The organism is Streptomyces sp. ISL-98, assembly GCF_018614055.1.
Taxonomy (GTDB): domain Bacteria; phylum Actinomycetota; class Actinomycetes; order Streptomycetales; family Streptomycetaceae; genus Streptomyces; species Streptomyces spiramyceticus.
The window spans coordinates 90,112-102,346 of record NZ_JAGGPB010000038.1; the positions used below are offsets into that span (position 1 = coordinate 90,112).

Genomic DNA, 12,235 nt, shown 5'->3' on the forward strand with positions numbered 1-12,235 from the left:
CCGGCTTCTGCGCGAGTACTTCGACCAACGCGAACAGCCCGCCAGCCTCTCCACGATCTTCAAGGACTACCAGTCGTGGCTGACCACCCAGGCGTGGTATCAGTTCGAAACAGTGGAGCCGGACCAGATCAACTGAGACAGCACCGGACATCCTGGCCTCCGGGGCCAGATCGGCTGAGATTTCCAGCGGCGCAGCGTCTCAATTCTTCTGGTCGCCGCAGAACACAGCCCTGCCCTCGGGCCAGATCATTTGCGACGGGACACGTGGCACAGGTCGTGCGCGCTACCAGCGGTTCTTCCGCTGTCTCAGGCCGATGGCACAGCGGCTCAGTCTCAGGAAGCTGGCATTTTCTCGCGGTTCCGGCATTGTTTCCCGGCCCTGGTCATCGACGTTGCGCACGGCGGGCTCTGCCGCCTCGCCCCTCTGGTTTCCCTGTCGGCGTACCGCTTCGAGCGCGCGCTCGTGGGTGAGCCGCCAGTCATCGAAGTGAAAGCGGACGCTGAACAGGCATCGAGAGGTGGCGGCAAGATCCCATGCAATCTCGTCCGCCCCTCGCTCTGCCGCCTGCAGGCACAGCGAGGTGATGGTCCCTCGGTCGGACTCGTACCAGCCCAGTGGGTCGGCGGCCATCCTTTCGACCACGTCGGCGGATACTGGGGGCCGGTGAGCCAAGCTGTGTACTACGGTGAAGTCCCCTCCGCACACGGCACGGTGAGCAAGGTCGGCCAGCGCCAGTGTGGTCGCCGCGGCTCGGTCGAGAGCCGCCGCCTGTTCCGTCCGTGGTTCGGCCTCGGTCATTAGCTCCAGAGCAAAGAGCCTCACGAGGTCATGCATGCGGTAACGGGGCTGTGTGATCCCTGCCGGGCTGGTTACATCTACCAGACGAGCATCCAGCAGCTGCTCCAGAAGGTCTTCGGCGTCGCGTAGGGACGTATCCATAAGCGGGGCGCAGATCCAGTCCGGGAAGTCCGGGGTCACGAGGAGGGACAGCCGGCGAAGCAGCTTACGTGCCGCCGGACTCAGCCCCTGGTGCGACAGCTCCAGACTGCTACGCACCTCCAGGCTCTCGTGGGCAAGTTCATCCAGTCGGCACCGCTCGTCGGCCAGACGGGACGCCGCCTTCTGGAGCGTCCAGTGAGGCCTGGACGCCAGCTTGGCTCCCACGATGCGCACCGCCAGAGGCAACCGGCCGCAAAACTCGATCAATTGGGCGGCCACAGCAGACTCCGCAGACAGCCGCTGCTCGCCGACCAGCCGGTTGAGCAGGGAGTAGGCCTGCTGTTGCCCGAAGACTCCCAGCTCCAGCACCTGAGCGTTGGGAACGGTGGTCAGCCGCGTACGACTCGTGACGAGCACACCGCAGCTTCCCGTACCAGGCAGCAAGGGCCTGACCTGGCTGGCGTCTCCTGCGTTATCCAGGACGAGGAGCATGCGCCGGTCGGCGAGCAAGTTCCGAAACAGCGCGGCGCGTTCGTCCAATGAACCGGGTATGGATGCCCCCGACAGGCCGAGGTCCCGCAGAAACCGGGCAAGTACTTCCTCGGCAGCGACCGGATGACGGTCCATTCCACGGAGGTTGACGTACAGCTGGCCATCGCTGAACACAGGCCTCAGCTGGTGGGCCACATGGACGGCGAGGGCCGTCTTGCCCGTACCGCCGGGGCCCACGATCATCGCCACCGGCACGGTGGCTGTACCAGGAACGAGTACGGCGCGCATCGTGCGGATCTCATCCTCACGGCCGACGAACTCCGCGAGGTCCCCTGGCAATTGGCATGGAGCGTTTGGAGGGGTACTACGTGCATTGGGCTCGGCGCGTGAAGTGCGGTGCCGAGGTGTCTCGTGGGCGGGGTCGGCAGCGGAGTCGGCGCCACTCAGCAAGCGCTCGTGCATCCTCCGCAGCTCCTCACCCGGTGCCACTGCGAGTTCCTCCCGTAGCAGGTCGGCGGTGTCACGGTAGAGCTGGAGCGCGTCGGCCTGGCGGCCGGACCGAAAGAGAGCCAACATGAGTTGGGCTCGTGGGCGCTCCAGCAGCGGGTACTGTTGGGCAAATGCCGAGAGCTCGGTGATGAGGTCCTCGTACAGGCCCAGGCCGAGCTGGATGTCCGCGCAGGCCTCGCGAGTGGCAATGTACTCCTCTTCCCAGCGGCGGACCTCGGGCTGCCACGCCTGGGATGTGATGCCGGACAGAACGGGCCCACGCCACAATGACAGTGCCGCCTTGAGCCGCGACAAAGCCCGTTCGGAGTCGTTCGCCTCGGTGTGCCTGCGCGCTTCTTCCCGAAGCCCACGAAACTGGAGAGTATCGAGGTGAACGCCCTCCGTAACGAAACGGTAGCCGGGGCGTTGGGTGACAAGCAGATCCCGCCCGGCGCCGACTTGCCTCAACGTACGACGCAGCTTGGAGACGCAGGCGGCGATCTGATTGGCGGGATCGGTCGGCAGGTCTTCCCACGTGCAATCGACAAGATGCTGGACAGGGACCACTTCGCCGGCTCGCAACAACAGGGCGCCGAGGACGGTCCGCAGCCGCGGCGCTGACAACTCCCACAACTGTCCATCCAGCCGGATCTCGAGCGGCCCGAGCACCCGGAACTCCAGCAGCCCGCCCCCCGAAGGTGACGAATGCAACACTTTGCTCCCCCTTGCACGTAAACGTGTAACACCCCAAGACTTACCCACGCCTGTGACATGTCCGTCACAAGATGTGATGTTGATCATGATGGGGCGCGAGCTTGGCACGCAGGTTTTTCGCGCCGGGGGATCGAGGGTCCCGGAGTAGGTCTTCTCTTCCCGGCTCCTCGCAATCCGCTGCTTGGCGAGCAAGTACCGCGCGGGTCGGTACGCGGGCCGGTCGACTCGCCGACCTGCTCCCGTCCACGTACCGGGCGACATCCTGGTCCTGGAGAACCTCGCGCACGGCCGGCTGCCTCGCCCGAGGCACCGGCTCGCCCCTACCCGCCAATGCCCACGTGCCCCAGCCCACGCAGGGCGGGTGCCTCTCGCCCCAACGTCGTGTCAATTTCGGTGATACCGGCTCTGCGGCATAGGGCATCACCTTGACCAGCAGCATTGAGGGAGTCTCACGCCCCTGTCCGGGTGGTTGTGGTCTCAGTTCCGTGGCATTCCTTCAGGCGATCGGGCGCCTCCGCGGGGCGGGTGCCGGGCAGGCCTGCTTACTGATCGTTTCAGAATGAGGTGCGGAGGGCGTCGCAAGCAGATGATGCTGCAGGCGAGTTGGAGGAGCCCCAGGTGGAGGTCGGCTCGTATGTCGTAGCGGATCCGCAGTCGCTTGAACTGGTGGAGCCAGGCGAAGGTCCGCTCGACGACCCAGCGGGTCTTTTCCAGGCCGGAGCCGTGTGCTGTGGCTTTGCGGGCGATCTTCGGTGTGATGCCCCCTGCACGTAGAAGCCGGCGGTTGGGCGGGCGCGGTCAACCGGCGAAGGTCCGGTGTGAGCCTCCCTTTCAAGGCCCTCACGTGTGAGCCGTCGACCGCCGCGTCGTCCAGGTCCGCAAGGCTGGCCCGCCGCAGCTCCGTCAGAAGGACCGCGTGCAGGCGGGCCAGACGCCTGCTTCAGTCCAGTCCCGCAGGGCAGCCCGATCGCCCACCGGCAACCGCCCCAGTATCGCCGGCGCCGCGGTAGACGGGGCGGCAGCAGCGGAGCGACACGTTCCTACAGCTCATCAGGCACAAGATCATCCGACACCCGCAGAACTTGCCGTCGGCAACCTCAACCGCCAAGCCCCTGCACCCAACTCATTCCGAAATGATCAGTTGGCCAAATGAGTTGGCTTCTCACTCTCAGGATGAGTGTCCGTAGCGGGTGGCAATCGCGGCGGCGCGGTTGCGTAGGGAGGTGCGCAACGACTGCGGGGATAGGGCTTCCGCGTCCGTGCCGAGCTGCCACAGCGCCCATTCGGCGTGTCGTGAATCTTGGAAGGTCACCTCCAGTCGCAGCCAGCCGTCTGCGTCGGGTTCTTCTGCGCGGACGGCCAGCGCGGTGTCCAGCAGGTCCTCCCGCCGCGCCGGGTTCACCCGTACCAGCACGGTGATGTGGTCGCCGCCGGAGAGAAACTGCGCGGAGCGTTCCCGCCAGATCCGGTCCAGGTCGACCCGGTTTGGTCGCTGTGCCGTTTCGGGGAGTTCCTCGGCGGCCAACACCCGCGACAGCCGGTAGGTGCGGTCCGCGCCAGATCTCGTGGCCAGCAAGTAGACCCGGTCGCGTACGGTGACCAGGCCGATCGGGTCCACCGTGCGCCACTGTGGTGTCTGGCCTGTGGCCGCGTAGTGGATGCGCAGCTTGTGTCCGGCGAGCACCGCGCGCCTGACCTCGATCATTGTGGTGTTGGGTACCTCCTGAGTGCCGAGCCGGCGTGAGAGCAGGTCGGTCTCCGGGTCGACGAGAAATCGCTGGGCCGCGTCGCTCGCGGAGGCCCGGTGGCTTTCGGGCAGTGCGTCGACCACCTTCCGCATGGCCGAAGCGAGCGCCGAGCCGAGGCCGAATACCTGCTCGCCGCGCCCCGATCCGGCGGTCAGCAAGGCGAGGGCCTCGTCGTGGTTCAGTCCGGTGAGCTCGGTCCGGAAACCGGGGGAGAGCGCGAAACCGCCGTGCCTGCCGCGTTCGGCGTAGACCGGGACGCCGGCCGCGGACAGCGCCTCGATGTCGCGCAGCACGGTGCGGGTGGATACCTCCAGCTCGCGGGCCAGCGTGTCCGCTGTCAGCCGACCGCGCTGGCGCAGCAGTAGCACCAGTGAGACCAACCGGTCGGCACGCATACGAGAACTTTAACGGAATACATGACTGAGGGTGTCGTGATTTGTTGGGAGGCTCGTTGACGCGACGTCAAAGCCGGCGGCTACCGAGCCGATGGACGTACGTACTTCCCGATGAATCAAATGGAGCTGATGTGGCAGTGGAACGAACGGCGGTCAACCCGGTGACGTGGTCGGTGGAGATGGGATTCAACCAGGGTGAGGTCGTCTCCGGGCACACACGGACCCTGTACATCTCGGGGCAGACCGCGATGAGCGGCGACGGCAAGCCCCAGCATGACGGTGACATGGCGGCGCAGTTGACGCTGAGCATCGACAACCTGGAGGCCGTGCTCGGCGAGGCCGGCATGTCTCTCGCGAACCTCGTCCGGCTCAACGTCTACACGACCGACGTCGATCTGCTTTTCCAGCACTACGGCGTGCTGGCGGGCCGGTTGGGCGCCGCCGAGGTGGCGCCGACCACCACGATGCTCGGCGTGATGCGACTGGCGATCCCCGGCCAGATGGTCGAGCTTGAGGGAACCGCCGTCGCGTAATGCGACCTCGCCGCCCCTGCTACTCGTGCCGGTCGAACCGGCACGAGTAGCAGGCAGATGGGTGATTACCTGTGCTCAGAATGGTGACAATCGGCGTCTATGGCTCGACGGCGAGTCCTTCCTGCAACGACTGCGACACGCAGACGTCCGCCCGCTGCTCGACGTACGTCAGCGCCGCGGTGTCCGACGGACCCGAGTACGCCTGGGCGAACTCCACACCGACCGGAAGAACCGGCCCGACCAAGCCACCTTCACCTGCAGATCCTGCGGCTTCGTTGAGCACGCGGATCTGAACGCATCCCACCACATCAGCCAACGCGGATGGTCGACGTGGTCCGCGGGGGTCGAGTCACAGGGCCCTGCCCTCACGCTCATCGCGTAGGGCTGGACGCAGCCGGGACCCATCACCGCCAGCGATGACCCGAGCAGCAAGCCCGGGACTTCACGACTTTGTTGGCGGATTCGGTCAGGCGGCCAGTCTGAGTCCGAGGCGGGCGAAGCGGCTGATGTGGGTGGTGCCGATGGGAGTTTCGGTCCACCAGGCATCGAGGCGACGGAAGTTGAGTCCGGCGGCGATCAGGACATGACCGAGGCGGGTCTTGTGCAGCCCACGGTAGGGCGTGGTCGGTGTCCGTGTCGCCCGGACGGCTTGGGAGACGGCGCCTTCGACTCCGGCGCGTGTGCCCGTAGGCGGCCCTCCACTCAGCGGTTCCCTGTTCGCGCCGACGCTGGTCGAGAGCTTGCTGCTGGGGTTGGGTCAGCAGGGTGAGGCTTCGGCCGTACTGGTGGTTGGTGGCGCTGGTGCACCGGGCGCGTACCGGGCAGGCGTCGCAGTCCCTCTTGGCGAAGAGGACCCGGATGATCTCGGTGCCGGTGGGTTTACGCTGTGCGGACCAGCTGACGCTGCGCCGACCGCGGGGGCAGGTGACCGTGCGGGCCGGCCAGTCGACGGTGAAGGCGCCCTGCCCGAGGCCGTCCCCGGCCCGGCCCTGGGCGGTGGTGTCAGCGAAGACCGGTCCCATCAGCTCGATGTTCTGCTCGGCATGCCAGTCGTTGCGGCCTACCCAGGTGGCCCCGGCGTCGGCCGGCGGAGCGGGTGACTTCCTCACCCCGCCGGGAGCTGGTTGTTGTCAGATCGACTGCAGTAGGTCGGCCAGCGGTGTTCGCGCCGCGTCCGCTGCGGGACGTGACAGGAACAGCGCGGTGTGGAAGTAGCCGTCTGTCTCTTTGCCGCGCGGGTCTTCGCCAGCCGCGGTGACCGCCTGGATTGCGTACTGCTGCTCCTGTGCGCTGGTGAAGCGGCGCTGGGGGAAGGTGCGGTCGGCCGCCTTCTCGGTGACGAGCCCGTACAGCTTGAGGCAGTCGGCGATGGGCTGGTAAGAGCCGGTGCGCAGCACGAACGCGGCGACCCAAACCGGGCCGGGGATGCTGTCCAGGAGGGGCTGGAAGGTGCGCGGGGAGAGGAAGCTGGATCCGCCGGTGACGGTGATCAGGCGGGTGCGGCGGGCGGCGTGGAGCAGAGCCGTGCTGGCGGGCGCGGTTTCCAGATTCTCGGCAAACGCCTCGTCCAGCAGGCCGACGGCGCGTGCGTAGGAGACGGCGTGGGGAGCGGCGTCGAGCCCGATGACGCGGACCGGGTCCGGGCGGCGGTGGGCCGCGTAAAACTCCCGGTCCCACTGGATCAGCTCGGCGGTGGACAGGGCGGTGGCCTGCGCGGATGTGTAGTGGGCGTAGAGGTCGTCGAAGGCGAGGTCGTGGTTGAGCAGGGCGGCGTTGATGCCGTACGAGCAGCAGATGTCCAGCACCGTTGCCGGACCTTCGGAGTCCTGTGAGGATTCGCAAAAGGTGAGCATGCGACGGAAGACGCCCTGCGCATGGTGTGGACTCTGGTACTCCCAGGGACCCAGTGCTCGGAAGTACGCGCGCGGATCCGGCTGGTTGTAGATGTCGTCGAACGAGGTCATGCCCCCGCCAGCGGAGACAGTCCCCTCCGGGGAGTCGTGAACCGCAGGTGCTCCTGAGTCTTTCGACTCTCCAGGGGGCATCGCAATGTCCTTTCCCGCGATCCGGCACCACCTTGCGAGTCAGTCGCCGCGCAGCATTCTGCCGCGCGGCGAACCGCCTCGTCAGCGACGCAGGGAGATACTTCCGGTGTGTTCGAAGCCGAGCCTATTTGGCGTGAGCTGCATTCTGCCGCCCGTGACACGGAATCTGCGCGGATCGTCGACGTCGGCCGGGCGGCGTCGACGGCGGGATGAACAGCGGCGATCCCACCAGGCGGAGCGTGCCCGCCTAGAGTTGACCTCGCGCCGCGGTCTGCGCAACAGAGCATCGCTGCCCCGCAGATCGGCAGCGCGCGAGCGGCCGCCGTCGGCAGGCGAGCAGCACCGTGAACACCGCGTCCCCCGGAGTACGCCGCCGTGGGCGTGTGCATCGAGCAGCCCGCGTGGTGCCTCGAACTCGTCGTGGCGGCCAGTGAAGAGGCCGGGCCGCGCGAAGCTGGTGGTGCGCAGGTAGCGGATGACGTCCTCCGGCGGGCGGGATACCGGAAATTGATGTTCGGTGATGTCGCTGAACGCAGAGGCCGCGAGGTCATCCTCGTAGGAGCGGCGCCTTCCGCGCGACCTCGGTGGCCTGCCGGCGACGGTCACGAACGGGTGCGGCGTGCTGGTGCCGATCAGGTCGGGCGCCGCCGACTGAAGGAGGACTGGGGCGAGGGGGGTACCGGATAGCCCCAGTTCAGGCCCAGCACACACAAACTGACGAGTACGTCGGCCACTTACCGGGGGGCACAGTGCCGCGACGACCAGTTGGCTACCCGCCCATCCGTAGGACCCCGTTGAGCCCCGAGCACAGTCCAGGAGAGGCGCCCGCCCCAGTAAGCCGGCGCCTCCTATGGCTGACTGGGTTTGACCGGAAGCAACGCCGGGAGTAACCAGTGGTGGGCGGGTGGCGTCAGGTCGTGAGCCGATGCGGATCGTCCGGGACGGGCCCGGGCGTGAGCCGTGTGAAGTGCTCGGTCTGGATGATCTTGCGGCGGGTTTCTTCCGGCAGGCGGGCGAGGAGGCCGGGCAGGGGGCGTTCGCGGGCGGCTTCGCTCTGGTGCGCGAGGATGGCGCGCCACTTGTGGTCGCACCAGGCACTCACGTCGACCGTCGCGGTGACGAACTCGTCCGGCACGCTCAGCACCTTCTTGCCGACCCGCGTCAGGAGTGGGCTCAGCTCACCGATGCCCGAATGCGGATGTGTGGCCGCATACAGGGCCCGAGGCTGCCACGGCGCTCCCGCCTGCGGGTAGCGGTGTTCGAGGCCCGCGGCGTGGAACGCGAGCACGGTCACCTGATGGATGCGGACGTGATCGGGATGGCCCGTCAGCTGGCCGTACGCGTCGTGTGTGACGACGACGTCCGGCCGTGCCGTGCGGATGTGCCCGACGAGCAGCTCCACCACCTCGTCGAGCGGCGCATCGCACAGCCGGGGTTGGCCGGGAGCGGAGTCGGGGATGCGGGCGTCGGCGAACCCGAGCATCCGCGGACGCTCGGCTCCCAGGACCTTCAGGGCGTCGGCCAGCTCGACGGCCCGGTGGCTGTCTGGGGCCCAGGTGGCGGTAACGACGGCGGTGGCGGCGCCCGAGGCGGCGTGCTGCGCGAGGACGCCGCCGGCCAGGAGCGATTCGTCGTCCGGGTGGCCGAAGATACCGAGAAGGGACGGCCGGGGCGAAAGACGGGGTGGGGTCACGGGGGTGGAGCCTTCCTCTGGGAAGCGCCCAGAGCTGTCCGGCCTGTGGTGGGGGCCGGGCCAAAGTGCACGTCAGCAGGTGCGTTCGCCGTAACTAGGCACGCTCGGGATTGCTGTAGCGCTGGAACGTGGCGGGTGGATGATCGAGCGGGAGGTTGGCGTTCCAGGCCGTCAGCCACTGGCTGCTGGGCACGAACAGCGGTTGAGGCAGCGCGCCCAGGGGCCAGAATCGCCAGGCTCCGATGGTCTGCTCCCGCTGCTGCGGGATGCCGGTCCAGCTGGTGACCAGGACGGGCACCGTCAGCCGGACGACGTCGCCCACATGATCGAGGAGGGTGCCCAGCAACTGCAGGCCATCGGGAGCCGCCACAAGGCTGGCTTCCTCGGCGAGCTCGTGTGCCGCGGCCTCGGCGAGCGTCTCGCCAGGTTCCACGGAACCACCGGTTCTCTAGGCTGTCGGCACCTGTCGGATTGATCATGTTCTGCTCGGAGCTGATACGTGAACGACCTGAGGCGCTGGACTGTCGACTTCCACGATCTGACTGTCCCCTCTCCTGTCATGGATGACCCTGACATAGCCGGGTTCGGGGACATATCTGCCAGAGCGATATCAACGGGGTCAGCCATGGAACTCCGGTTATTCTCTCGCCGTCGGGGTGGCCGGACTGGCGGATCAATCTCTTCTTCCGCGAAGGCGCCATGGCCGACGCAGAGCCGGGCACTTGGCGTCGTTACGCGTACTCGTTGATCGTCTGGCTGGACTTCTTGGACGCGATCGACGTCGCGTGGGATCGCGCCACGGTACGGCACATGAACGCCTTCAAGGACTGGCGGATCACCGACCGGCGCAACGAGGAACGCGTCAGGGCCACGTCTTTCGACACCGACCGCGCAGGTCTGAACACTTTCTACAGGTGGGCCAACAGGCGCTTTGGGATCGCTAATCCGGTCGCGACGATCCAGGTCGGAAAGGAGCGGTCGCAGCCCTTTGGGTACGGTGTGCCCCGGCGTGACCCCCTTCGGCCGCCCGGCTCGACTCGGCGGCAGGTGAAGTGGCTGCTGCGATCTGCGCTGGAGCAGTGGCGAGACGTCGGCTTGCGCGGCTATGACTTCCACGGCCACCGGCCTGGCCGGTGGAGCGGGTTCAACGAGGACCGGGACATCGCCTTCGTTGACGGCCTGTACGGAACGGGATTGCGGCTTCGGGAGTGGGCCAGTCTCCTGGACGTGGAGCTTCCGAGCCACGCTTCGGCCCGGATGACTACCTCTGATCTTGGCCAGTGCCCCCGCCTTCAGGCGGGGGGGTGTGGGCCATCTCAGGGTTGCTCTGACTCTCGGGTCAGTACGGGTGTTTCTGCTGCTCGATGTATTGACGGACCATCGTTATCGGGGCTCCGCCGCATGAGCCGGCGAAGTACGAGCGGGACCAGAACCGGCCGTGCATGATGGCCCGGTTCACCTCCCCGGTGTACTCGAAGCGCAGCCGCCGGGAGCTGACGCCCTTCAGACTGTTGACCAGCTTCGAGAGCGCGACTTTCGGCGGGTAGTGCACCAGCAGGTGCACGTGGTCGCGTTCGCCGTTGAACTCTTTCAACTCCGCCTCGAAGTCCGTGCAGACGTCGCGCATGATCTCCTCGCAGCGCGTCAGCATCTCGGACGTGAATACGCCGTGCCGGTACTGCGTGACGAACACCAAGTGCACGTGCAGGTTATAGACGACGTGCGCTGACCGGCGGATATCGGGATCCGCTTCCCATCGTGGTGACATGCACCAACGGTAGTATGTTCAGCGCAACGGCCAACGGCCGGATGGGGGTGGGGACTTGAAGCGCCAGCGTGGACATAAGGCGAGGCTCGACCTCACCCCCGTTCAGTTGTGGAAGGTCGAGGATCAGGGCCACGCCGCCCGTGCGATGTGGAACCTGATCCATGATCTGTGGGCGATGACGCCGAAGTGTCAGCGGTCGCTGTCCCGGATGGACGCGGAGATCCGCCGCGCCCGGAAGGAAGTCGACTGGCTCGCCAAGCTCCCCGCCCAGGCCGCGCAGCAGGTACTCAAGACGTATATGCGGGCCTGGGTGAACTGCTGGGAAGGCCGGGCCCAGGCCCCGAGCTTCAAAGCCCGCTTCCGCACCCGCGCCTCCATCGACATCCCGCAGGGCCGCGACCTTCGCGTCACGCGAGTGACGCGGCGTTGGGGCCAGGTGTGGGTGCCGATGGTCGGCCTGGTCCGCTTCCGCTGGACCAAAGGCCTCCCCGGCGTCACCAAGAGCAGCCCCGCGGGCCGGGTGACCGGCGCGCGTCTGGTCAAAGACGCGCTCGGCTGGCACATCGTGTTCCGCACCGAAACCCTCGTCGACGAGCCCAAGCCCCACACGGGTCCCGGCGTCGGCGTCGATGTCGGCATCACCAAGCCCCTGGCCCTCTCCGACGGATCGTTCCGCGACCACGACGAGTGGCTTCGCCCGAAGGAAGCCGAACGGCTGCGCCGTCTGGAGCGCACCCGCGAACGACAGAAACAGCACCGCAAGCCGGGCGAGAGGACATCGAACCGGCTTCGCCGCACGAATCGCCTGATCGCCGGGTACCGGGCAAGAGCCAAGCGCCGCACCCTCGACTGGCAGCACAAGACCACCACCGGCATCGCCGACCTGTTCGGCGTCGTCGGGGTGGAAGCACTCAAGATCACGAACATGGTCAAGTCAGCCAAGGGAACCATCGAGGAACCAGGAAAGAACGTCGCGCAGAAGCGCGGACTGAACCGGTCGATCAGCGGCGAGGCATGGGGCCGCACGGTCACCCTGCTTGAATACAAGCTGACAGACCGGGGCGGACACCTGGTCAAGGTCCCCGCCCCGAACACCTCGCGCCGCTGCCACGCCTGCGGCTTCATCACCGAAGGCAACCGCGAGAGCCAGGCCGTGTTCGTGTGCAAGAACAAGACGTGCGGATGGTCCGGCAACGCCGACACCAACGGCTCGTGCAACATCGAGACAGCCACCAAGCACCAAACGCCCCAGGACATTGCGGGTGTCAGGACGTGGAGCCTTAGCCGTTGGGCAGGCCGTGAAACGTCAACCACTCATCCAGTCGCACTCTGACACGGATGGGATTCTGCCCCGTCTACGGGGCAGAGGATTTCAAGCGAGGTGCTTTCGGGCCCGGGTGTTCGAGCACTGCACGGCG

At 67.0% G+C, this 12,235-nt stretch carries 11 protein-coding genes and 2 pseudogenes; 3 read left to right on the forward strand and 10 right to left on the reverse strand.

Translation table 11 applies throughout. From position 1 onward, the window contains the following. Positions 1-283: 283 nt before the first annotated feature. The 3 genes and pseudogenes from J7I98_RS25940 to J7I98_RS25950 all read right to left on the reverse strand — a co-directional run bounded on the left by J7I98_RS25940 (position 284) and on the right by J7I98_RS25950 (position 4,778). Complete coding sequence (locus J7I98_RS25940) at positions 284-2,722, reverse strand: AfsR/SARP family transcriptional regulator (protein WP_214926459.1); 2,439 nt, start codon at positions 2,720-2,722, stop codon at positions 284-286. A gap of 495 nt (positions 2,723-3,217) precedes the next feature. Next, positions 3,218-3,660: pseudogene (locus J7I98_RS25945) on the reverse strand (transposase); the annotation flags it as partial. Between the two features lie 143 nt (positions 3,661-3,803). Continuing rightward, positions 3,804-4,778 (reverse strand): YafY family protein, encoded by a 975-nt coding sequence (locus J7I98_RS25950; protein WP_214926461.1) that lies wholly within the window; start codon positions 4,776-4,778, stop codon positions 3,804-3,806. Between the two features lie 137 nt (positions 4,779-4,915). Here J7I98_RS25950 and J7I98_RS25955 point away from each other — a divergent pair, with 137 nt between their 5' ends. Continuing rightward, complete coding sequence (locus J7I98_RS25955; protein WP_214926529.1) at positions 4,916-5,311, forward strand: RidA family protein; 396 nt, start codon at positions 4,916-4,918, stop codon at positions 5,309-5,311. 97 nt (positions 5,312-5,408) lie between these two features. Here J7I98_RS25955 and J7I98_RS25960 read toward each other — a convergent pair whose 3' ends face one another. From J7I98_RS25960 to J7I98_RS25980, 6 genes and pseudogenes are all read right to left on the reverse strand, one after another. Then, positions 5,409-5,555, reverse strand: coding sequence for a hypothetical protein (locus J7I98_RS25960; RefSeq protein WP_214926464.1), 147 nt, complete (start codon positions 5,553-5,555; stop codon positions 5,409-5,411). 222 nt (positions 5,556-5,777) lie between these two features. Beyond that, a complete protein-coding gene (locus J7I98_RS42970; RefSeq protein WP_374225173.1) occupies positions 5,778-6,017 on the reverse strand; it encodes a transposase in 240 nt (79 codons plus the stop codon). Further along, a pseudogene (locus J7I98_RS42975) lies at positions 5,998-6,333 on the reverse strand (transposase); the annotation flags it as partial. The gene J7I98_RS42970 and the pseudogene J7I98_RS42975, both read right to left, overlap by 20 nt. 108 nt (positions 6,334-6,441) lie before the next feature. After that, complete coding sequence (locus J7I98_RS25970) at positions 6,442-7,275, reverse strand: hypothetical protein (protein WP_214926468.1); 834 nt, start codon at positions 7,273-7,275, stop codon at positions 6,442-6,444. A 991-nt stretch (positions 7,276-8,266) separates the two neighbouring features. Beyond that, positions 8,267-9,049 (reverse strand): PIG-L deacetylase family protein, encoded by a 783-nt coding sequence (locus J7I98_RS25975; protein WP_214926470.1) that lies wholly within the window; start codon positions 9,047-9,049, stop codon positions 8,267-8,269. Positions 9,050-9,143: 94 nt separating this feature from the next. Beyond that, a complete protein-coding gene (locus J7I98_RS25980) occupies positions 9,144-9,482 on the reverse strand; it encodes an NUDIX domain-containing protein (protein ID WP_214926472.1) in 339 nt (112 codons plus the stop codon). Positions 9,483-9,748: 266 nt separating this feature from the next. On the opposite strand from J7I98_RS25980, the gene J7I98_RS25985 reads away from it, so the two are divergent. Continuing rightward, positions 9,749-10,495 carry a site-specific integrase gene (locus tag J7I98_RS25985; RefSeq protein ID WP_214926474.1) on the forward strand — a complete coding sequence of 249 codons (747 nt, stop codon included), beginning with the start codon at positions 9,749-9,751 and terminating at the stop codon, positions 10,493-10,495. Here J7I98_RS25985 and tnpA read toward each other — a convergent pair. Further along, positions 10,389-10,817 (reverse strand): IS200/IS605 family transposase, encoded by a 429-nt coding sequence (gene tnpA / locus J7I98_RS25990; RefSeq protein WP_214926481.1) that lies wholly within the window; start codon positions 10,815-10,817, stop codon positions 10,389-10,391. The two genes, J7I98_RS25985 and tnpA, sit on opposite strands and share 107 nt — an antisense overlap. Positions 10,818-10,872: 55 nt before the next feature. Between tnpA and J7I98_RS41345 the strand changes: the two genes are divergently transcribed. After that, on the forward strand, positions 10,873-12,150 hold the full coding sequence (locus J7I98_RS41345; RefSeq protein WP_251021181.1) for a transposase: 1,278 nt from the start codon (positions 10,873-10,875) through the stop codon (positions 12,148-12,150). Positions 12,151-12,235: the final 85 nt, after the last annotated feature.

Coding starts and splice junctions, on each gene's coding strand:
- J7I98_RS25970 (WP_214926468.1), bottom strand. CDS start 7,275: ATGACCTCGTTCGACGACATCTACAACCAGCCGGATCCGCGCGCGTAC.
- tnpA (WP_214926481.1), bottom strand. CDS start 10,817: ATGTCACCACGATGGGAAGCGGATCCCGATATCCGCCGGTCAGCGCAC.
- J7I98_RS25950 (WP_214926461.1), bottom strand. CDS start 4,778: ATGCGTGCCGACCGGTTGGTCTCACTGGTGCTACTGCTGCGCCAGCGC.
- J7I98_RS25940 (WP_214926459.1), bottom strand. CDS start 2,722: ATGATCAACATCACATCTTGTGACGGACATGTCACAGGCGTGGGTAAG.
- J7I98_RS25985 (WP_214926474.1), top strand. CDS start 9,749: ATGGCCGACGCAGAGCCGGGCACTTGGCGTCGTTACGCGTACTCGTTG.